Raw genomic sequence first — 21,747 nt, 5'->3', positions numbered from 1 at the left:
CCTCAACAACCTGCGGTGGAATCCCTATCGATTCCACCGCAGTCTTTTTGGGACGGGGCTTTTTTAGCTACTTTGGGCAAACCCACGCGGCCGCCCCGGATAAAGCCCTCAATCGTCCAAATAGCACCGCAACGCATGGGAGAGCCTGGGACGGTACAATAGCTCGAACGGTTCAAACGAATAAGGAGCCATATGCAGCTCACCAAAACGCTTGGGGTGACGCCGGAGGAGCTTTTTGACGCCCTAGCGGGGTCCATCATGCAGGATATCGAAAACGCCACGGGCAAGCGCTCCAGCCGCAACAGGCTCAACGGCAATAAGTACGAGAAGCGTGCCCAGGCCGCAAAAAGGCAAGGTAGCTCTTCATCGGAAACTGTGAACACTTCAGGCTTCGAGTCAGTAGCGAGCGGCCCGACAAAAGTAGTTGATGGAAGTGCCAAATGAATAAGAATGCCGCTACGCAACTGCACATCTATTCCGCCTTTTTCGTTCTCGCGGGATTTGTTTTAAATCGGGGAGTGTTTCTACTTTTCCTTGCGGAGAAAGGAATGTCTGTCACGGAAATCGCGCTTTATCAAGCCCTGTTTAACATTACAACGGTCGTCCTCGAGCTGCCAACAGGGCTGATAGGCGATTTCTTTGGAAAGAAGTTTTCGATTCAAGTGGGCGTGCTGCTGCTTTTCTTCCATACGGCTGGCATGCTGTTGCTCTCAGGTCCCTTTCTTGTCGTGCTTTCCCTTGTTGAGGCACTCGCCTACTCCCTTCAATCGGGATCCGAACAAGCTCTTTTATATGAAATTGCCCGGAATGCCGGTCAAGGAGAGCGTTTCCTCACCATCAACGCTCGGCTGCTTGCCGCGCAATCAATCGCTACGGGAATGGCGATTGTGCTCGGATCTTTCATTGCCCAAGTATCTTGGAGCGCCCTCTACGTATGTGTCTCCGTTTTCTATCTCCTGCAGCTTTTCCTTCTGTATCCCATTGAGAGGACGGAAGCGACCCGTTCTGAAAGCTCTGAAAAGGGAAGGTTTGACGCGGCCAAGATGTTCAGACGCGAAACCTGGCGTGTTGGAGAATCCGCTTTTGCGGTATTGCTTCTTCTAATCGGCACAAGCATGCTCGATGGATTCTATGGGAGTTATTACAACTTGAATCAGTTGGTATTCGACGCATTTGATGCTCCCGTCTCCATAATAGGAATCTTTTTCGGTGCATCCTATGCAGTAAATGCGACGGCCTACATTGCAGCAGATTTCTTCTCATTGCGTTTCGGGAAAAGAAATACCATGCTCGGCTCGATGCTAATCGAGGCTGGCCTTTTCATGATTCTTCCGTGGTTCGCTTCAAATCCGCTGTGTTTGTTTGGCCTTAGCATGGTGCTTTGTTTTCTCCCAGAAGTGGTGTACATCACTTCGGAAAACTTAATCCAAGACGCGATAGCGGACGATCTCCGCGCGACGATCCTTTCCGTCGCGTCTCTGGTAAGGGCTCTCTTTTCTGCAGTGTTTTTCTCCATATTTGGACATGTGTTGGGGTTATATCCCATTCAGATAGCGCTCGGTATTATTGGTGCAATCGCGATAGCAATTACCGCCGTTGTTTCATTAAAAATGGTTGGAATACAGGTCTCCAAGAATTGATATATCGATTGACGAGCTATCCGAAGCGTCGAGCCTTCTTGATGGACATGACTATTCGTCACAAATCATTCCGCGCATCGCCGGGGTTCCAGTAATACTCGATATATCTGGATGCCCTCATTCCCCTTTTTGAAGGTCCCAAATTGACTACCCGTGTTGGTTTGGCTAGGTTCGGGTGCTATCCGCGCCGTGCGGTAAAATCGTTCAGTCAGAACACGAACCCGCATCGGAGCTCATCACATGGCATTCGTCCATCTGCACAACCACACCGTTTTCTCCATGCTCGACGGCGCAACCCGTATCCAGGATATGGTCAACCGTGCCGTAGAGCTGGGCATGCCCGCCGTGGCCATTACCGACCACGGCTACATGTATGGCGTACCCGACCTGGCGCTGGCCTGCGACGCCGTCAACCACAACACGCCCGAGTACAAAACCTGGAGCCACGACAAGGCCTTTTTGGAAAAGGATCGCCGCGACGAGCTGGTGGAGCCCGATCCCGAGGAAAACCCGCGCGAGCATGCCCAGTATGTGAAGGACATGGCCATGTGGGACGAGAAGGGCAACATCGACGAGCTCAAGCCGCCTCTGGTCATCAAGCCCATCTTTGGCTGCGAGGTCTACTTTACGCCGGACGAGACGCTTGCCCGCGACCATAAGCCCGAGCTCTACCACATGATCCTTCTGGCCAAGGACCAGGAGGGCTACGTCAACCTGATGCAGACGGTTTCCGAGGCAGCCGTGCAGGGCTTTTACTACAAGCCCCGCGTGACGCTCGACAACCTGCGCCGCCACGCCAAGGGCATGATCTGCACGAGCGCCTGCATCGCGGGCATCATCCCCAAGTACATCGACCGCGGTGACATGGAGGGCGCCATCAAGTGGGCCGAGACCTTCCGTGATACCTTCGAACCTGGCGACTTTTATATCGAGATCCAGGAACACGGCATCACCACCGACAACGGCCTGACCGATGAGCAGATGGACCGCACGCTCATCGACATCGCCAAGCAGGTAGGCGTCAAGGTCATCGCTACCAACGACTTCCACTACCTGCACCGCGAGGACGCTCCCGTGCAGGACGTCATCATGTGTATTGGCATGAACGCCAAGGTCGATGACCCCAACCGCATGCGCATGACCGGCTCGGAGTTTTACATGAAGACCGAGGAGGAGATGCGGGCGATGTTCCCGTATTGCCCCGAGGCCTGCGACAACACGCTCGAGATCGCCGACAAGTGCTACGTTGAGCTGGACTGGGACTCCATCATCCTGCCGCGCTTCCCGTTGCTCGATCCCGGCGAGACGCACGAGAGCCAGTTCCGCCGCGAGTGCGAGAAGGGCCTGCGCCAGCACTACGGTGACGACTGGGCCACGCGCGAGATCGGTGGCGTCAACATCAAAGAGCGCTTTGAGTACGAATACAAGGTCATCTGCGACAAGGGCTTTGCCGCCTACTTTTTGATCGTCGCCGAGTACGTGCAATGGGCCAAGGACAACGGCATCGGCGTCGGCCCCGGCCGTGGCTCGGCCGCCGGCGCTATCGTCGCCTACGCCATGAACATCACCGCGTTCGACCCGCTCGAGAACGGTCTGATGTTCGAGAGGTTCCTGTCCCCGCAGCGTACCGAGATGCCCGATATCGATATGGACTTCGACGATGAGCGGCGCCTCGAGGTCGTGGAGCACGTTCGCCAGCTCTACGGCCCCGAGAAGGTCACCCACGTCATCACCTACTCGACCATTAAGGCCAAGCAGGCCATCAACGACGCCGCTCGCGTCCTGGACTACCCGGTCTACATGGGCCAGCGTCTGTCCAAGATGGTCTCGAGCGACCCCAAGGTCAAGCTCAAGCAGGTGCTCGAAAAGCAACCCGGCAAAGAGGACCTGTTTAACCCCGATTTTGCCGAGGCATATAAAAAGGACGACGACGCCCGCCGCATCATCGACACGGCGCTCTCAATCGAGGGCCTCACCCGTGGCGAGGGCGTGCACGCGTGCGCCGTTCTGATCTGCCGCGACCCCGTCAACGAGCACGTGCCCACCAAGCTCGACACCAAGGGCGGCGTCGAGATTACCCAGTACGAGGGCCATACCGTTGCCGACATGGGCTTGCTCAAGATGGACTTCTTGGGCCTGCGCACGCTGACTGTTATCTCCAAGGCCAAGGCAAACATCAAAAAGAACTTCGGCATCGACATCAAAGAGGAAGAGATTCCCTTTGACGATCCCGAGATCTTTAAGCTCATGGGTTCCGGCCACACCGCCGGCGTCTTCCAAGTCGAGTCCGCCGGCATGACGGCCACGATCAAGAACATGAAGCCCACCGAGTACAAGCACGTCGTAGCATTGATCGCCCTGTACCGCCCGGGCCCGCTGGGCGCCGGCATGGTTTCGTCCTACATCAACCGTATGAACGGCAAGGAGCCGGCGGTCTCCTACGACGACCGCCTGGACGACATCCTGGGCGAAACCTACGGCACCATGGTCTACCAGGAGCAGGTTATGCTCATCTCCGTCGAGATGTGCGGCTTCTCCAAGGGCGAATCGGACTCGCGTATCCGTAAGCCCGTGGCTAAGAAGAAAATCAAGCTGCTCACGTCGACGGTGCTCCACTGGGAGGATGGCTCCGACGAGACCACCTACGACCACTGGATGAACGGCGCCATCAAGAACAACTATACGCGCGAGGTCGCCCAGAAGATTTGGGACGATGTTCTCGAGTTCGCGTCCTACGCCTTCAACAAGTCGCACTCCGCCGGCTACGCCATCTTGGTTATGCAGACGGCGTGGCTCAAGGCGCACTATCCGCACGAGTACATGGCGGCCGTTCTGACGTCCTATACGGGCAAGACCGACAAGATCGTGCACTACGTCTCGGCATGCCGTCACGACGGCATCCCCGTGCTGTCGCCAGATGTCAACGAGTCCGGTACCGAGTTCACGGCTACCAAGGAGGGCGTGCGCTTTGGTCTGGCCGGCATCCGCGGCGTGGGCACCGGCGTGGCGCAGGCGATTATCGCCGAGCGCGAGGCGGGCGGCCCGTTTAAGACGCTGCACGACTTTGTCGAGCGCGTGGACTCGAGCCAGGCCAACCGCCGCGTGATCGAATCGCTCATCAAGGCAGGCGCCTTCGACTCCACGGGGTATCCGCGTCGCCAGATGATGCACTTTGTGGATAAGAACAACCCCGAGAACATCATCGATGCCGCGGTGAAGCGCCAGAAGGATCGCGCGAGCGGTCAGACGTCGTTCTTTGATATGTTTGGCGACGTTGAGGGCTCGGGCTTTGAGGTGAGCGTGCCCGATCCGGATGGTCAGGAGTGGGACCGCCACCTTAAGCTGAGCCAGGAGAAGGAGGTTCTGGGCATCTATGTCTCGGACCACCCGCTGCGCCCGTTTGAGTATGCACTAGCCAAGGCGCGCGACTTCTCGTTCTCGCAGATCGATACCGGCTACGAAGTCCAGAATCCTACGGGCGGCACCATCAACCAGGAGATTCCCGAGGGCAAGGCGCTGTGGTGGGCCGGCATGGTCTCGAGCGTGTCCAAACGCGTGACCAAAAACGGTGACCCCATGGGCATCGTGCAGCTCGAGGACATGGAAGGCGAGGCCACCGTCGTCGTGTTCCCCAAGACCTATAAAGAGGCCGAGGGGTACCTGTACGGCGAGGTCGATCCCGAGACCGGCGCGCAGCTGTCCGATGCCTTTGTGCGCATTAAGGGCAAACTCGAGCGCTCGGACCGCGGCGACCAGATCATCGCGCAGGAGATCGTGCCGCTCGAGCTCAACGAGGAGAACAACAAGCCCAAGGTGTTTGAGGTCATGGTGCCCAACAGCCGCTTTAGCCAGGGCAATATGGCGCGCCTGGCCACGGTGCTCACCGCTAACCCGGGCGGCGACCGCGTGGAGATCTTTATCGAGCAGGTGGACGGGCGCGTGCTGCGTGCCGAGGTACCTGCCAAGGTCAACGCGCGTTCGATTCCGCTGCTGGCCGAGGCAAAGGCCATCGTGGGTAACCAAGGCAGAGTGACGGTAATTTAAGGACGGCGTTGGCGGGGTAGCTAATTTGGGACGGGGCTATTTTAGCTACCCTTTGACTGACGGCGAATGAGTCGGGGTCGGAATGCATCTCAACCGACATATGGGGGTAGCTAAAATAGCCCCGTCCCAAATTAGCTACCCCGGGTGAGATTGGAGGAAGTGATGGCGCAGGGGACGTTTGCACAGGCGCTCCGGAAAGAGGCGGCGTTGAGCGGCACCTTTATGAAGGGGCGTTCGCTCATGCTCAACGGCGCCGTGCTGTCGATCGAGGACAGCGGCTCGCGCTTCTCCAAAAACGTGACGGTTGAGGGCTCGGTGCGCGGCTCGCGCGGCGACCTGTACAAGACGCACGTGGCGCTCGACATGGACGAGCACGAGGTGATCGACTACGACTGCGATTGTCCCGCCGCCTATCGTTACCCCGGTATGTGTAAGCACGCTATTGCCACGGCGCTGGCGTATTTGGATGCCAGCGGCGCCGAGCCCGTCGAAGGTTTGCGCACGCCGGTTCGCACGTTTACGGCGCAGCCGAAACAGCCCGCGCGCGCCGCGTCCGCCGCGCCGGCCGTCAACCCCAACTTTCCCTTCCCGGCGCCCGTCCCCACGAGCCCGAGCCTTGTGGCGGCGCTTTCCGATCTTTCGGACGCGCGCATGGATGAGCTGGCGAGCATGCGCCGCAAGCTTGCCGGTGCCGTTGATCCCGACGCCCCCAAAGCGGCGTTGGAGCCCTCGTTGGTGCCGTACTACAATCCGCTGTTCGCTGACCGCTTTAGCTGGGCGCTCGAGTTCCGCATTCGCTGTGGATCGGTCTCCTACGTGGTCAAGGACATCGACGGCATGGCCGATGCCTACGTGCGCGGCGGCACGTTCTCCTATGGCAAGAAGCTCACGTTTGTCCATTCACCTGAGGCCTTTGACGAAACATCGGCAAAGCTGCTCAACCTTGTTGCGACGACAGTTGCCTATCTCGATGACATCACAAGCTCGCGTTCGGCGTCGTACGACTTTGCCCGCAGTGGTTTTGTTGCCGAGCGTCAGTTGCCGCTGTCCGAGCATAGCATCGTATATGTGCTGGACCTGCTGCGCGGCCAGACCATCTCCTTTGAGCCCGCCTGGTCGCGGGGGATGACGACGCATCGCACCTACGACGTGGCGGTTGAGCTGTCTCCGCAAGGGGAGGACGAGGCATCCGCTAAGCGCCCACCGCTGCTTGCCGCCAAAATCGCGCCGGCGGCTGGTGGTAGCTATGACCTGCGCCTGCCCGCCGATATGTACTGCTTTGCGTCGGGCGATGCCGCCTACTTGGTTGACACGCGCCGCGCGCGCCGTACCGACGCTGCATTTGCTCAGCATGCCGCACCTTTTTTGTCGCGCTTGCTGCCGTGCCGCACGCCCGCCCATATTGCCGCCGAGCAGGTGGGTGAGTTCTGCCGTATGGCGCTGCCCATTTTGCGCGACTACACCGACCTCACCGCGCCCGCCGCGCTCGATACCGTGGCACCCGAGCCGAGCTTTGCTATGGCGATCGGTGTCGACGATGGGCTCGTGACCTGCAAAATTACGGTTACCTACGGCGATTGGTCGGCGGATCTCTTTAGCCTGGGCGCTCCGGGCAGCCCCTTCGAAGAGCAGCGCCCCGGTGTGCCGCCCCGCGACGAGGTGGCGGAGTTTCGCGTTATGGATACGGCGGCCCTGTACTTCGATTTCTACGAGCGCGGTCTGGCGTTTGAGGAGCGCGATGACGCCCGCTTGTTCTGCCTGCTGACCGAGGGCCTGTCTGCCCTGTCCGAACTGGGTGAGATCATGCTCAGCGACCGTCTGCGCCAGATCTCGGTCCGCCCCGCGCCCAAGCTCTCGGTTCGTGCGACCGTTAAGAGCAATCTGCTCGATGTCGAGCTGGGCGCGAGCGGGCTTTCGGCCGCGGACCTTGCCGTCTATCTCGATTCGTACAAGCGCCATCAAACGTTTGCGCGCCTTACGTCCGGCGACATCATTCGCCTGGACGAGGGGGCGCGCGCCGCGTTTGGCCTTGCCGAGGACCTGGGTGTCGATGCCGTCGACCTGCTCGACGGCGTGTCGCTTCCCGCGTCGAGCACCCTGTTCGTCGACAGCATGCTCGCACGCACGCCGGCGCTCGAGGCCGATCGCGACGCTGCGTTCCGCCGTACCGTCGAGCGCCTGGACACGCTCGGCAAGATGGACTTTACGGTGCCGGCATCGCTCAAGGCAACGATGCGCGGCTACCAGGTCGACGGATACCAGTGGCTCGGCTCGCTCGAACACCTGGGCCTTGGCGGCATCTTGGCCGACGACATGGGCCTGGGCAAAACGCTCCAGATGATTGCGCATATTCTGGCGCGCGTGGAGGCGGGGGACACCAAGCCCACGCTCGTGGTATGCCCGGCCTCACTCGTGTACAACTGGACTGCCGAGCTGGAGCGCTTTGCCCCGTCGCTCGATGTGTGCGCCATTGTGGGCGCCAAGGCTCAACGCCGCGTGCAGATCGCCGGCGTGGCCGAGCATAGCGTGGTCGTGACGTCGTATGACCTTATGCGGCGCGATATCGACGAGTACGTCGAGCGGGATTTTGCCCGCGTGGTGCTCGATGAGGCACAGTACATTAAAAATCCGCTCACGCAGGTGGCGCGCGCCGCCAAGCGCCTGCCTGCCGGCGTGCGCTTTGCCCTGACGGGCACGCCCATCGAAAACCGCCTGTCCGAGCTCTGGAGCATCTTCGACTTTTTGATGCCGGGCCTTTTGGGGACGCGCGAGTCGTTTGCCAAGCGCTTTGAGAGCCCCGTCGAGCATGCCGAGGGCGATAGCGCCGCTCGCCTGCAGGCGCTCGTGTCGCCGTTTGTGCTGCGCCGTGTTAAGGAAGACGTGGTGGCCGACCTGCCCGAGAAGATCGAAGACACCGTCATGGCGCAGCTTACCGGCGAGCAGCGCAAGCTCTACCTGGCCAACCAGGACCGCATCGCCCAGCAGGTGCAGCACCGCGAGGCTGGGGAGTTTAAGAAGGACAAACTCAAGGTGCTCGCCGAGCTCACCAAGCTGCGCCAGATCTGCTGCGACCCGCGTCTACACTACGAGGATTACAAGGCGGGGAGCGCCAAGCTCGATACGTGCATGGAGCTCGTGCACGGCGCACTCGACGGCGGGCATCGCATCCTGTTGTTCAGCCAGTTTACGGGTATGCTCGATATCATCGGTAAGCGCTTGGCCAAGGAGGACATCGCCTTCCTTAAGCTCACGGGCGCTTCGTCTAAGGAGAGCCGCGCCAAGATGGTCGCGCAGTTCCAAGCGGGCGAGGTTCCGGTCTTTTTGATTTCGCTCAAGGCGGGCGGCGTGGGCCTTAACCTGACGGCGGCCGACGTGGTCATCCACTACGACCCGTGGTGGAACGTGGCGGCGCAGGACCAGGCGACCGATCGCGCGCACCGTATTGGCCAGCAACATACCGTGACCGTGTACAAGCTCATCGCCAAGGACACGATCGAGGAGCGCATTATGCAGATGCAGGAGTCCAAGCGCGACCTGGTCAACAGCGTGCTCGGCGGCGACGGCATCTCGTCGGCGCTGTTTACCCGCGAAGATGTTCTGGCGCTGCTGGGCGGCGACGGGCGCTAACCCGCTCGGGTGGGGCCGCCAGGGCGGATAGCGCACGCTGCCCCATCGTCCCCGCCCGTTATGTGTTCATTTGCAATGCCGTGGATGGTTTGTCTGCCTTTGGGCATAAGAACCATCAAGAACATTGGCACGTCAGCAAAGGAGAACATCATGGCGAAATTCTTTAAGGACCCCGACGGTAAGCTCATTGCCGCCTTTGGCAACGACGTTGCAACCCCTGCCGGTTGCACGGAACTGACCGCAAACACTGAGGACGCGGCGCACGAGAAGCACGTGCCTGTTGTCGAGACCGAGCGCGACGGTCACGTGATTCGCGCACGCGTTGGCTCGGTCGAGCACCCCAGCCTGCCCGAGCACTATATTGAGTGGATCGCCCTTGAGGCCGAGGGCCGCTTAGAGGTCCATTACCTTGAGCCCGGCATGAAGCCCGCGACGTTTTTTGCCGGCGGTTCCAAGACCGGTACCGTCTATGCCTACTGCAACCTGCACGGGCTGTGGTCCGCGACGTTCTAGGAGCGCGCCCCCGCTCGGGGTATCATAGCTAGCATATGCACATGCGAGCGCCGACTGCATCATGCGGCCGGCGCTTTTACTACGATTTCGATGGTTTACGACGGAAAGGGCTGAGCCATGAAGCTCGCGCTTGCACAGATCGATATGCGCCTGGGTGATATTGAGGGCATTTGCGGCCGCATCGAGGACCAGGCTCGTCTGGCCCACGAGCGCGGGGCGCGCGTGCTGTGCGTTCCGGCTCCGCTCTTTATGGGCGCCATGCCCGGTGGCCTGGTGGGCGCTGCCGACTTTGAGCACGACATGCTTGCCGGCTTGACTGGTGTCGCCGAGCGCATCCAGGAGCTTGACATGATCTGCATCGTGCCCGCGGCGGTTTCGTTTGAGGGCCAGCCGCTACTCGACTACATGATGCTCAAGGACGGTCATGTGGTGCCGGCGCGTTCGAGCATTGCCCTGCAGCGTGGCGAGAACAACGACACGCGTTGGGCGCCGCCGGTGTTCGACGTGGATGGCGTGCGCATCGCCGTGATTTTTGACTTGGACCGCGAGCTCGAGATGTTGCCGACCGGTGTTGACCTCATTGCGTATTTCCAATTCAACGCGTTTGACATGACCGACCGCGAGACTGCCGCCATTGCCGCCGTTCGCAGCGGCGCCTACCGCAAGATCGCATCCAAGCGCAGCGTGTGGTTTGCCTGTATGGCGCCGGTCGGTGCCTATGACGAGTCGGTGTATACCGGCGGTTCGTTTGTGCTCGACGACTGCGGTCGCGTGGTGGCCCAAGCGCCGTGTTTTGAGGAGAGCCTGCTGGTTCAGGAGATTCAGCGCGGCGTGATGCTCGATGCCCTGGAAGATCACGAACTGCCCGAGTTCCGTTCCGAGGAGTGGCTGTGGCAGGCGCTGGTGCTCGCCGTGCGCGACAACGCCCGGGCCCACGGTGCGTCGCGCGCCGTGGTGGCACTCGAGGGCGACTTGCCGTCGTCCCTGCTGGCGGCGCTGGCCGTCGACGCTCTGGGCCCACGTAATGTGATTGGCCTGGTGCTGGGGCGCAACCGCATCTTTACGCCGGCGCAGGAGGAGGCCGAGGCTGCTCGCTGTGCCGCCGTTCGCGCCATTGCCGAGCGCCTGCATATTCGCACGGTTGAGCGCGATGCGCCGGATGCCGCGCGCGTGCTCGACCGCGATGTGTCGGCGGGCGACGCCGAGCGCCTGCGCTCTCGCACGCTGGGCCTCATGCTGGAGGACACGGCGCTCGAGCTGGGTGCGATGGCGTTGAGTCCGCTGTCCAAAACCGAGTACGCGCTGGCGGCGCCGGCGCTTTGCGGCGGCTACCAGGGTGATTACGCGCCCTTTGGCGATGTGTACCTGTCGACGCTTGAGTTTGTGGCGCGCGTGCGCAACCGCACGTCTGCCGTGGTGCCCCAAGAGCTCGTGACGCTCAACGCGGTGGAAGATTGTATGGAGCGAGTGCTGGCGCAGGCGCTCTCGACGCTCGACGGTCCGGTCGATATGCTCGACCGCGCGGCACAGCTGCTCGGCGGGCTTGAGCCGGGTGAGGTCGATGGCGCGCTCGAGGCGCACGTGGACCGCAATCGATCTTTCGACGACATCCCGATGGCCGCTGGCAAGCCAGAGGCCTGCTCGCTGCTGCTGATGCTCGTGCGTCAGGGCGAGGCCGCCCGCCGCATGCTGCCGACGGCGCCGATCGTCTCGGCCCGTTCGTTTGCCGAGCGTGCCTGGCCGTATATGCTCGCGTGGTCCGACCTGGGGCTTAACGGCAAGGAGCGTATGACGGTCGATTCGCTGGCGCGCGCCGAGGTGCGCCGTTTTGCTGACGAGGATACGAGCGAGCGCGTGCGAAACGAGATGATGGGCGTGCTGGGCGAGCTACTGGGTATTTCGCCCGAGCAGATGGAGGAGCTGCGCTCTGAGGACGGTCAGCGTCGTTTGCATGAGGGAATGAAAAAGTTCGAGGGCGAGGTTCAGGACGCCATCGATAAGATGATGGGCGGTCAGGGCGGCTCGCAAGGTAGTCCCCAGGGTGGTCCGATGCCGCATCCGCCGATAGATCCGAGGCAATTCCCATTCTTCTCTCAAAACTAGGTCGCTGCGCGCCCGCCAGAGCGGCAATCTGCCTTTCAATCGTCGGGCATGACCGCCAGGTCAATGCCCTCCTCTTTCAAGGCACCTTGCTCGCTCTGGCGGGCGCTCGCTTGCGTATGCTCAGCCTACAATTCAATCTCGGCTGACGTATGGGGCTGGCGTTGTGTTATTCTAGAACAGACGTTCGTGAATGATGCGCGGGGCCTTGTCTTGCGCTGTGCTTGTGGCGAGGGGAGGTCGGCTTGGTTATCTTGGGCATTGACCCCGGTTTGGCTCATACGGGTTGGGGGATTATCGAGGAGCGGCGCGGCGAGGTTCGCTGCCGTGCCTATGGCTGCATAGAGACCAGCGCCGAAAGTCCGCTTGCGGTGCGCCTGTCGCATATCGCCCGCGACCTCAAGGGCGTTGTCGAACGCTATCGTCCCGATACCGCTGCTATCGAGAGCATTTACTTTGGCGCCAACGTTCGTTCGGCCATCCCCACGGCGCATGCCCGCGGTGCTGCACTCGTAGCGCTTTCGGAATGCGCGCTCGAGATTGGCGAGTACACGCCCATGCAGATCAAACAGGCTGTGGTGGGCACCGGCGCCGCGGACAAGCGGCAGGTCGCCTACATGGTACGCACGCTAACACAGCTCGACCACGACCCGCATCCCGACCATGCCGCCGATGCCCTGGCCTGCGCCATCTGCCACGTTAACCTTAGCCGCACCCGGGCGCTTACCGGCGGCGAGTTCTATCAACAGAGAGGAACCGGATACTGATGATCTCCCAGCTCCATGGAACGCTTGTCGAGGCCACGATGAGCTCGGCTGTCGTCGATGTGTCGGGCGTTGGCTTTGAGCTCGGCATCTCGGGCAGCACTGCGGCCACGTTGCCGACGCCCGGCGGCGAGGTCCGCCTCTACACGCGTATGCAGGTGCGCGAGGACGCCATGACACTTTTCGGTTTTTCCTCTAAGGATGAGCGCACGATGTTCGACCGGCTCGTGTCCGTCTCGGGCGTTGGCCCGCGCCTGGCGCTTGCCGTGCTTTCCACCTATACCGTGGGGCAGCTGTATTCGCTGGTGATGGCCGAGGACGACAAGGGCATGGCCAAGGTACCCGGTGTGGGCAAAAAGACAGCTCAGCGCCTGATCCTGGAACTCAAGAGCATCTTTGCCAAGGATAAGGGCTTTGTGCCGGTCGACGTGATTCCCGGCCAGGTTGTGATGCCCGTGCCCGCTGCCGCTCCCTCGGCCATCGATGATGCCCGTGCGGCGCTCCTTTCCATGGGCTTTAGCCCGCAGGAGACCGATGTTGCCCTGAGCGGGTATGATGGGCAGAATATGCGTGTCGAGGATCTGCTCGGCGCGGCGCTTAAGCGACTCGGAATGGATGCGTGATGTGGGAAGCCGATGACTCTCAGGACCTGTGGGCGACGCCCGGCAACTCGCCGGCGGCATCCATGGCGCACGGTGAGCGCATGGTGGGCTCGGAACTAACGCCCGAAGACCTCGATGTCGACCGTACCCTGCGTCCCCAGCGCCTGGACGACTACTGCGGCCAGGAGCATATCAAGCAGAGCCTTCGCGTGCTGATCGAGGCGGCGCAGAGCCGTGGCGAGACGCTCGACCACGTGATCTTCTCGGGCCCTCCGGGTCTGGGCAAGACCACGCTGGCCACGGTTATCGCCAACGAGCTGGGCGCTCAGATCAAGACGACGAGCGGCCCGGCCATCGCGCGTACCGGCGACTTGGCGGCTATCCTTACCAACCTGCAGCCGGGTGATGTGCTGTTTATCGACGAGATTCACCGTCTTAACCGTTCGGTCGAGGAAGTCCTGTATCCCGCTATGGAGGACTTTGCGCTCGATATCGTGATCGGTAAAGGCCCGGCCGCACGTTCGATTCGCCTGGATATCCCCAAGTTTACGCTGGTGGCGGCAACAACCCGCTCGGGTATGCTGACCGGCCCGCTGCGCGACCGCTTTGGCATTTCGTATCGCCTGGACTACTACACGGTCGAGGAACTCGCTCAGATCGTGACGCGTTCGGCGACCATCCTGGGTGTGACGATCGACCATCCCAGCGCACTTGAGATCGGCTCGCGCTCGCGTGGCACGCCGCGCTTGGCCAACCGTCTGCTCAAGCGTGTGCGCGACTATGCGCAGGTGCGCGGTAACGGTCCTATTGAGCTTGATATCTGCCGTCAGGCGCTCGAGTTCTTCGAGATTGATGAGCTTGGTCTGGACTGGATGGACATTCGCATCTTGGAGACGCTTGCCAAGACGTTCTCCGGCCGTGCCGTGGGCCTGACGACCCTTGCCAGCGCGGTGGGCGAGGACCCGGGAACGCTCGAGGATGTCTATGAGCCCTATCTGCTGCAGTGCGGCTTGATGATTCGCACGCCCCAGGGCCGCCAGGCAACGCTTCGCACCTTTGAGCACTTGGGGATTGAACCTACCATTTAGGGCGCTTTGTTTTGGCGGGCTGTTAAGCTATCGCTGAGCATTGGATAAACATATCGCCATTCATCGGTTACGGGTGTTTTACTATTGCGCGCCCGTGCTATGCTGAATTGGTCTTTTTCTCATTCGGTAACGAAAGGACCTCCCATGCCTACTGACATCGAAATCGCACGTTCCGTCACACCGCTGCCCATTACCGAGGTGGCCAAGAACGCCGGTGTCGACGTAAAGCACCTGATTCCGTACGGCTTCGACAAGGCTAAGGTCGACTACTCTCTGCTTAATGAGCCAACTGATCACCAGGCCAAGCTCGTCCTCGTGACCGCCATCAACCCCACGCCTGCGGGCGAGGGTAAGACCACCACGACCATCGGTCTGGCCGATGGCCTGCGCCGTCGCGGCGTCAAGAGTGCTGTGGCCCTGCGTGAGCCTTCGCTCGGTCCCGTCTTTGGCGTCAAGGGCGGTGCCGCCGGCGGCGGCTGGGCGCAGGTCATCCCCATGGAGGACATCAACCTGCACTTTACCGGTGACTTCCACGCTATCGGTGCCGCTAACAACCTGCTGGCCGCCATGCTCGACAACCATATTCAGCAGGGCAACCAGCTCGGTATCGATGTTAAGCGCATCACCTGGAAGCGCGTCGTCGACATGAACGACCGTCAGCTGCGCCATGTCATCGACGGTATTGGCGGCAAGGCCCAGGGCGTGCCGCGCGAGGACGGCTTCGATATCACCGTTGCCTCCGAGGTCATGGCAATCCTGTGCCTGTCCACGAGCATCAATGACCTCAAGGAGCGCCTGGGCGAGATTGTTGTCGGCTACAGCTATGCCGGCGAGCCCGTTCGCGCCCGTGACCTTAAGGCTCAGGGTGCCATGGCGGCCCTGCTCAAGGATGCGCTCAAGCCCAATCTGGTGCAGACGCTCGAGGGTACGCCCGCGTTTGTCCACGGCGGTCCCTTCGCCAATATTGCCCACGGCTGCAACTCCATCATGGCCACGCGTATGGCGATGCGCTTTGGCGATGTCGCCATTACCGAGGCCGGCTTCGGTGCCGATCTGGGTGCCGAGAAGTTCCTCGACATCAAGTGCCGCATGACGGGCGTTCGCCCCAGCGCCGTCGTGGTCGTCGCGACCGCTCGTGCGCTGAAGTACAACGGTGGCGTCGCCAAGGCCGACCTCAACGAGGAGAACCTCGAGGCACTCAAGGCCGGCATGCCCAACCTGCTGCGTCACGTCGACAACATCCAGAACGTTTATGGTCTGCCCTGCGTAGTCGCCATCAACCGCTTCCCGACGGACACCGAGGCCGAGCTTGCGCTCATCGAGTCCGAGTGTCAGAAGCTCGGCGTCAACGTTAAGCTTTCCGAGGTTTGGGCCAAGGGCGGCGAGGGCGCGCTCGAGCTTGCCGATGAGGTCATGCGTCTGATTGAGCAGCCGAGCGAGCTCAAGTTTGCCTATGAGGACGGCGCCGATGTGGCCGACGCTCTTGAGGCCATTGCCACCAAGGTCTACCGCGCCGACGGCGTCGACTTTACGCCGGCCGCCAAGCGCCAGCTCGCCGAGCTGCGCGAGAACGGCTTTGGCAACCTGCCGGTGTGCGTGGCCAAGACGCAGTACAGCTTTAGCGACAACGCCAAGGCCCTGGGCGCTCCCGAGAACTTCCGCATCACGGTGCGCGAGCTCAAGGTTTCCGCCGGTGCCCACTTTGTGGTCGCATTGACTGGCAGTGTTCTGACCATGCCGGGCTTGCCCAAGGTCCCCGCGGCTGAGAACATCGACGTCGACAGCGACGGCAACATCACCGGCCTGTTCTAAGCCTGTTGCCCCTAGCTGCCTGCCCGCCCCGCCGTGCCCCCAAGGCCCGGCGGGGCTTTTTTATCCTTAGGCCCGCGCATGTCTTGTAGATACCGACGGGCTCTGCCCATCATAGGCTTTTGCGCGGGTAGAATGCATGGATAACTTGATGCTCACGCGCGACGGAAAGGAATCGTTGCATGGATCAGGACAAGACAACCGTGATGGGCGGCTACGGTTCCGCGCAGGCTGGCGATAGCGCCGATGCGACCCGCGTTGTTCCCAACCTCGGTTATACCGACCCCGCCGCGACGCAGCCTTCTGCCGAGCCCACCCGGGTTATGGGCTATGGCGACACGGCGCAGGATTCTTACGCTACATCTTCGCAAGGCCCCTATGGCAACGCAGCTCCGGACCCGTTTGATTACGCGCCGCAGGATTCTTATGCCGCCTCGACGCCGAATCCCTATGATGACCTGCCGCAAAATCCCATTCCGCAGCCTCAGCAGACGACGTATATGCCTCGCACGGCGCAGTCTCGCTACGAGTCGCGCGAGCCGTATCGCGAGTACCCCAAGTCGATTCCGCAATATGGCGAGGACGAGGAGAAGAAGCCGTCGCGTTCGTCGAGCGTGATCAAGAAGATCCTCATCGTGCTGGCGATCTTCTTTGCGCTGTCGGTTGTGTTTGCCATTGTGTCGGGCATGCTCAACAAGCGAGGGAGTTCAACGGCCGATACCGCTGCCGAGCAAACCGAGTCCGCCTCGTCTAGCACCGTCGATCTGAGCGATATCCCGGGGCAGTACTGGTCCAACGCCAAGAAACTTCTCAAGTCGCGCGGCGCCAATCTTTCGAATGCCGTGGTCCTGACTGATGATGGCTCAACGCCCGTCATCGATGCCAACTGGGTCGTTACTTCTGCTTACTATAACGACAGCGGCAACCTCGAAATTCAACTCACGCACAAGAATAGCTCGGGCAACTCGCCCGACGGCCAAAGCGGTACCGACAGCTCGAGTTCCAATACGCTGGAGGACTTGAGCAACAAGGCACAGGAGCTTGGGGATAAGGCCCAAGAGCTGGGCGACACGGCCCAGAACCTGGGCGACACCGCTCAGAACTTGGGCGGCATGGCGACGGATGCCTGGAACGCTCTGCAAAACGGCATCTCGGGCGCTCAGGGAAACTAGCTGTTAAGCGGGCTACAGCTGCTCGGCCGGACGGTCGGGCGAGCTAAAGCCCGAGTCAAACGTAACGACGCATGAGGCATTGGGTCGGCGCTCGTGCACGATGCGCGTGACGAGCTCCAGCAGCTCCTCGTCGGATATGTCAAAGCCGTCGGGACGCACAAGGTCAAACGAAACGAACCCGTCGTGCTCGTGCAGGTCGTGGATGGAGAGCGCGGGATCGATCTGCATGATGCCGCGCTTGACCCAGCCGCGCAGGTCGTCGCCGGTGGTGGCGATGGGGTCACAGTGCAACGTGATGCCGATGCCCATCTGACGCTTGATGTCGTGCTCGATGGTGTCCAAAATCTCGTGGTGCTCAAATGCGTCGCCCTCGCCGGGTATCTCCACGTGGGCGCTGGCAAACTGACGACCGGGGCCGTAGTCGTGCACCATCAGGTCGTGTGTGCCCAAGACCTGCGGATAGGACATGATCTTGTCGCGGATTGCCTGAACGAGCTTGGGGTCGGGCGCTTGTCCCAGCAACGGGCTGATGGCGTCGCGCACCAGGCCCATGCCGCTGATGCAAATGAAGATGCCCACGCCCAGGCCCGCCCAGCCGTCGAGGTCAAAGCCTGTCGCTTGCGAAATAAGCGCCGCCGCTAAGACCGAGCCCGAGGTGATGACGTCGTTTTTGGAGTCCTGCGCCGTGGCGATGAGTGTCTCGGAATCGATGCGGTTGCCCAGCGTGCGGTTGAACGCTGCCATCCAGAGCTTAACGAGCATGGACGTAGCCAGTGCCGCAAGGGAAATAAACGTGTAAGCGGTGGGCGAGGGCTTGATGATCTTGGTGACCGACTCGAGAATCAGGTTGATGCCGACGGCGCAAACCAGGACGGCGACGAACAGGCCGGCTAGGTACTCGTAGCGGCCGTGACCATAGGGGTGGCCTTCGTCTGCCGGGCGGCTGGCAAGGCGGAAACCGAGCAGGCTCACAATGTTGCTCGAGGCATCGGAGAGGTTGTTGAAAGCGTCGGCGATGAGGGAGACGGAGCCGGCGAGCAGACCCGCGATGCCCTTGGCCAGGCACAGGGTGATGTTGAGGCCAATGCAGACGAGGCTTGCGGAAAAGCCCGCGTTGGTGCGGCAAGATGCATCGACCGGCTCGCTCTCGCTGCCGGGAACAAGCGTATGTACCAGCCGATTTACAAATAGCATAGCGGTCGTCCTCACAATCATGTTTAAGGGGATAGTGTAGCTCGCACGGGGGCGCCGTGCGCCGATGCTCAGAAAATGCAGCAATAGTCTGCCGGTGCTAACGAACGAGCCTTCTCGTCTGCCTGGGTGGTCCATTTTGGGCCACATGGGTATGGGCATGTGCCTGCTTGCTCGACATACTTAATGTCGACAGCCCCTGTGCAAAGGAGGACGTTTCCATGGACGAGATGTTTGCCATTAAATGTCAAAACTGCGGCGGCCCTATGTACTCGCACCAGGCTAAGCGCAGCTTTGAGTGCGCCTATTGCGGCACGGTGGTTCCGTGGCAGGCGGACGCCGGAGAGCCCAAGAGCGCTTTGGGTATTCGCCATACGCCGTTGACGGTGGTGGATGGACTGCTCAAACTCACGCATGTGTCGCAACTCGAGCGCCCGCAGGACCCGGACTGGTATTTCTTCAATGCGCACTGGCGCAATCAGTCGGTCCTGGAACATCTGCTGTGGGAGGATCGCGGCACGGCGCAGGAGTTCCAAGAGGCCACGCATGTGAGCATTCCTTGCCCCTTCTGCGGAGCGTCCTTTGAGGGCGAGTCAACGCAGCGTGTGTTTGAGTGCCCGTCCTGCGGCAATAAGATCGGCATTGCGGACCTGCTCAAGCCGGGGACGTTTAGCAAGCGCCTGACCATGGGCGTTGGTGCGGAGTATGTGCCCGAGCAGGGTATTCCCTGCGAAATCTCGCCGCAGCAGGCACGTGCCAACGCGCTGCAGCTGGTGCGCCAGTATCCGGATGCCTTTGCCGGGCACGACGTGGAAGACGCGATCCAAAACGACATGATGCTCTTCTATTTCCCCATGGCGCTGGCGGACTTGCGCATGATGGCGAGCTTCCCGGGCAAGGGCCTGAGCAAGGAGGCCTTGGTGTACTACGAGGTGCTCGACTGGGCATACCCCAGGGCAAACTACCTGGACGTTCGCCTCATGGGCATTTTGGAGCCGTGGGACTTTGCCAAGGTCGGTCCGTTCGATCCCGCCATGCAGGAAGGTGACTTTCGCGTTGTCTCAGTCGATGCGTCTACCAAGGACCAGGTGGTCATTGATAAGTTGGCGCTCGACGTTGCGGGCAACGACGCCGAGGCTGTACTGGGGCTCAATAAAAAGAGCATCCGCACCTGGGCGCGCAAGGCCCGCAAGCATAAGGACGGCCTGGTGATGGTGCCGGTCTACTTTGTCGATCGTCCGGCGACAGACGGCCGCGATGGCGAGCAGGTGCGCATTGCCGTAAACGGCCAGACGGGCCGCGCGGCCGCGGTGGTGTTTAGCGACAAGCGCGAAACGCATATCGTGGCACCGCTCAGCCCGAGCCTGCATCTGTCCGGTGAGAGCACCGTACACGCCACGCCCGTCGAGGTCAAATACGTTAAATCGCCCTTCCTGTACCAGATCGTGCGCCGTGGAGGCGGCGAGCAACCGCGCCAGGTTGCAGCCGCCGTCGAGGGTTCCTACCGAGAGGAGAAGCCCAAACGCCGCGGTCTGCTGGGTGCGCTATTTGGGAAGTAGGGGAGTAGCACCGGTTGTTGCCGTAAGGTGATGGCCGGGGGTGCGGGGCAGCTCTCAGGAGTGCGGGCTGCCGTCTGATTGTTTGAGGGTGCCAGATGTAAATAAACAGTGGAGCGGCTGCAAAAGAGCCTCCTCACTGGGTAAAATCAGATTGTGCCGCGGAACCCGCTCTTCAGCTGGTCACACTTCGGAAGCGCGGGCAACGCAGGTATTATCGTCTAAAGGGCCGGCTGCAACCGGCCCTTTTCTGTGGCAGCCAATGGACCCACATCAGACGAAGGCCGCGTCTTTGCCTGTCAGGTCACGCTCGCCAGCCACGGCTAGAATGTCGTTGCCGGCGTCCATGACCGGTATTGTTTCGTAGCGTGCGTCGCAACCGCGAGTGCGCCTGCGACGGCTGCGGTGGCTTCGGTCGCAACGTGCTGCTACTCTTGCGTTTCGCCATTAGTCGCTTCGTTGATGGCGCGGTACTCGGCGCTTAGTTCGCGCGCCAGCTCTTCCTTGCTTGGAAGATACGGCAGGTATTTGGCGGCAAACACTTGGTCGTTGTCTTCGGGCAGCGTGTACTCGACAATCGAATCGCTTTTGTCCGCGCAGAGCACGATGCCTATGGGCGGATTGTCGCCTTCGTTCATGAGCTCGCGCGTGTAGTAGTTCACATACATTTGCATCTGGCCCAGGTCCTGATGCGTAAGGTCGTCCGTCTTAAGGTCGATGAGCACGAAGCAGCGCATCAGATAGTTGTAAAAAACAAGGTCAATATAGAAATGGCGCCCATCAAAGGTGATGCGCTTTTGGCGCGCCTCGAAAGCGAAACCACGGCCAAGCTCCAGCAGGAACTTCTGAAGATGCGTGATGAGCGCCTGCTCTAGATCGCTCTCGCGAAACGCAGTATCGTCCGAGAAACCTAAAAACTCCAGTACATATGGGTCGCGGATGATATCCTCGGGGCGACGAGCCGGGGCGCTCTTTTGGATTTCCTGGGTGACGGCCTCCTTGTCCTTGCTGGCAAGTAGGCGCTCGCGGAACATGGTGTTGATCTGGCGTTCGAGCTGACGCGTGCTCCAACGAGAATCGGCGCATTCGTTCATGTACCAGGTGCGAGCATCAGGGTCGGAAATGCGCATCAACCTGCGGTAATGAGTCCAGCTCAATTCGCTACGCAGTGCGTCGCGAATTGGAAACGCAAGAAAGAACTGACGCATATTGCGAAGGTTTGCGATGCCAAAGCCTCTTCCGAAATCCGCGGTAAGCCTTCTGGAGAGGCCTGCAATCAATGCCTCTCCATATGCTGCGCGCTCCTCTCCGCCCTGTTCATCTACAATACTCTTGCCGATCTCCCAATATGCCTCAACCATCGCAAAGTTAACGGCGGTATAGGCCTTGTCGCGAGCGGCGTTGAGAATCGAGGAGACCTGCTTGTAAAAACCTTCGGGCACGATTGCCGATTCTCCACGGTTTACCAGTTCGCCCATCACTGTCGCCCCACTTTCCTCTTGTGGAATGCATCTTTATCGCATTTAGTTTAAAGCCTCGCGCGGACACGAATTGCTTTGCTGTCTGGCACCTTCGCATGGGAGCCTTGCGGTGACTAAAATGTGGCCATAGAGACAGTTTTAGCGAACCCCACGGGAGTGA

14 protein-coding genes are annotated in these 21,747 nt (G+C 60.8%); 12 read left to right on the top strand and 2 right to left on the bottom strand.

Annotated elements, in window-relative coordinates:
* The first annotated feature begins 192 nt into the window (after positions 1–192).
* From ACGHIZ_RS08335 to ACGHIZ_RS08285, 11 genes are all read left to right on the top strand, one after another.
* Positions 193–444 carry a DUF3284 domain-containing protein gene (locus ACGHIZ_RS08335; protein ID WP_117634870.1) on the top strand — a complete coding sequence of 84 codons (252 nt, stop codon included), beginning with the start codon at positions 193–195 and terminating at the stop codon, positions 442–444.
* Positions 441–1,640 carry an MFS transporter gene (locus ACGHIZ_RS08330; RefSeq protein ID WP_195645168.1) on the top strand — a complete coding sequence of 400 codons (1,200 nt, stop codon included), beginning with the start codon at positions 441–443 and terminating at the stop codon, positions 1,638–1,640. The genes ACGHIZ_RS08335 and ACGHIZ_RS08330 overlap by 4 nt, the downstream gene beginning before the upstream one ends.
* Before the next feature lie 240 nt (positions 1,641–1,880).
* Positions 1,881–5,684, top strand: coding sequence for a DNA polymerase III subunit alpha (gene dnaE / locus ACGHIZ_RS08325; RefSeq protein ID WP_390447445.1), 3,804 nt, complete (start codon positions 1,881–1,883; stop codon positions 5,682–5,684).
* Positions 5,685–5,846: 162 nt separating this feature from the next.
* Positions 5,847–9,311, top strand: coding sequence for an SNF2-related protein (locus ACGHIZ_RS08320; protein WP_390447442.1), 3,465 nt, complete (start codon positions 5,847–5,849; stop codon positions 9,309–9,311).
* Positions 9,312–9,461: 150 nt separating this feature from the next.
* Positions 9,462–9,824 (top strand): desulfoferrodoxin family protein, encoded by a 363-nt coding sequence (locus ACGHIZ_RS08315; protein WP_390447439.1) that lies wholly within the window; start codon positions 9,462–9,464, stop codon positions 9,822–9,824.
* 117 nt (positions 9,825–9,941) lie between these two features.
* Positions 9,942–11,927 (top strand): hypothetical protein, encoded by a 1,986-nt coding sequence (locus tag ACGHIZ_RS08310; RefSeq protein ID WP_390447436.1) that lies wholly within the window; start codon positions 9,942–9,944, stop codon positions 11,925–11,927.
* A 242-nt stretch (positions 11,928–12,169) separates the two neighbouring features.
* Entirely contained in the window at positions 12,170–12,691 is a 522-nt protein-coding gene (ruvC, locus tag ACGHIZ_RS08305; protein ID WP_390447434.1) for a crossover junction endodeoxyribonuclease RuvC, read from the top strand.
* Entirely contained in the window at positions 12,691–13,311 is a 621-nt protein-coding gene (gene ruvA, locus ACGHIZ_RS08300) for a Holliday junction branch migration protein RuvA (RefSeq protein WP_390447431.1), read from the top strand. Before ruvC ends, ruvA begins: the two co-directional genes overlap by 1 nt.
* Positions 13,311–14,378 (top strand): Holliday junction branch migration DNA helicase RuvB, encoded by a 1,068-nt coding sequence (gene ruvB / locus ACGHIZ_RS08295; protein WP_343006314.1) that lies wholly within the window; start codon positions 13,311–13,313, stop codon positions 14,376–14,378. The genes ruvA and ruvB overlap by 1 nt, the downstream gene beginning before the upstream one ends.
* A gap of 144 nt (positions 14,379–14,522) precedes the next feature.
* Positions 14,523–16,190: a formate--tetrahydrofolate ligase gene (locus ACGHIZ_RS08290; RefSeq protein WP_390447428.1), complete on the top strand. Its 1,668-nt coding sequence runs from the start codon at positions 14,523–14,525 to the stop codon at positions 16,188–16,190.
* Positions 16,191–16,369: 179 nt separating this feature from the next.
* Entirely contained in the window at positions 16,370–17,359 is a 990-nt protein-coding gene (locus ACGHIZ_RS08285; RefSeq protein ID WP_390447425.1) for a hypothetical protein, read from the top strand.
* 12 nt (positions 17,360–17,371) lie between these two features.
* On the opposite strand, the gene ACGHIZ_RS08280 is transcribed toward ACGHIZ_RS08285, so the two are convergent.
* Positions 17,372–18,553 carry a cation diffusion facilitator family transporter gene (locus ACGHIZ_RS08280; protein WP_390447423.1) on the bottom strand — a complete coding sequence of 394 codons (1,182 nt, stop codon included), beginning with the start codon at positions 18,551–18,553 and terminating at the stop codon, positions 17,372–17,374.
* Positions 18,554–18,771: 218 nt separating this feature from the next.
* Between ACGHIZ_RS08280 and ACGHIZ_RS08275 the strand changes: the two genes are divergently transcribed.
* A complete protein-coding gene (locus tag ACGHIZ_RS08275) occupies positions 18,772–20,109 on the top strand; it encodes a hypothetical protein (protein ID WP_390447421.1) in 1,338 nt (445 codons plus the stop codon).
* A gap of 425 nt (positions 20,110–20,534) precedes the next feature.
* Here the strand turns inward: ACGHIZ_RS08275 and ACGHIZ_RS08270 are convergent, their stop codons facing one another.
* Positions 20,535–21,584 carry a YhcG family protein gene (locus ACGHIZ_RS08270; protein WP_390447418.1) on the bottom strand — a complete coding sequence of 350 codons (1,050 nt, stop codon included), beginning with the start codon at positions 21,582–21,584 and terminating at the stop codon, positions 20,535–20,537.
* Positions 21,585–21,747 lie beyond the last annotated feature (163 nt).

This window comes from Collinsella sp. i05-0019-G5, from assembly GCF_042851345.1.
Lineage (GTDB): Bacteria > Actinomycetota > Coriobacteriia > Coriobacteriales > Coriobacteriaceae > Collinsella.
This window is presented reverse-complemented; position numbering and strand designations above follow the sequence as displayed.